The sequence below is a fragment of the Nonomuraea sp. B12E4 genome (assembly GCF_039871825.1).
Taxonomy (GTDB): Bacteria; Actinomycetota; Actinomycetes; order Streptosporangiales; family Streptosporangiaceae; genus Nonomuraea.
Genome location: NZ_JBDPME010000102.1, coordinates 1 through 573 on the forward strand (window position 1 = coordinate 1; position 573 = coordinate 573).

1 protein-coding gene is annotated in these 573 nt (G+C 64.6%); it reads right to left on the reverse strand.

Features of this window, described 5'->3' with window-relative positions; genetic code table 11:
• Positions 1–268 precede the first annotated feature (268 nt).
• Positions 269–573: hypothetical protein (locus tag ABGB18_RS49405; RefSeq protein ID WP_347702672.1), on the reverse strand; the 305-nt coding region annotated here is incomplete at its 5' end.

Sequence of the window (573 nt, forward strand, 5' to 3'; positions counted from 1 at the left end):
ACAACACCCGCAGGAGACACTCCACGCTCAGCTACCTCAGCCCCATCGACTACGAGCAGCAGACCACCGCTAGAGTGCTGCTCGCCGCATGACAGCCGGTGTCCACGCTTCGGGGTGAGCCCCCCGCTACCTGTCCGATCGAGCCTGGCCAGCCTCGCGGGCCTGGTCACACCGGCCGGGAGCAGCCGCTCGACGGTGAAGCCGCGGTGGGCGTGCTTGGTGGGGTCGGGCTCTGAGTCAGCGCCGACCCCACCGTCAGGTGAAGCGGCTACCAGGTGCCGAGGACGAGACGTCCTTCGACGGGGCCAAGTGCATACGGGCCGGAGTTGTACCACTTGCCGGCGTTAGAGACACCGTTCTTCCAGACGTGGAAGCTGAACGTGCCGTCAGAGTTTTGGTAGGCGGCGACAATATCGTCGACACCGTCTCCATCGACGTCACCGGACGCCACCCGGTCCTCCGTGTTGGACATGGTCCAACCACCGGAGGTGTAGTCGCTCGAACGACCGAAAGCCGATCCGGTAGAGGCCCACCGGTAAATCGTCATCGACCCATCACCATCGTCACGCATCA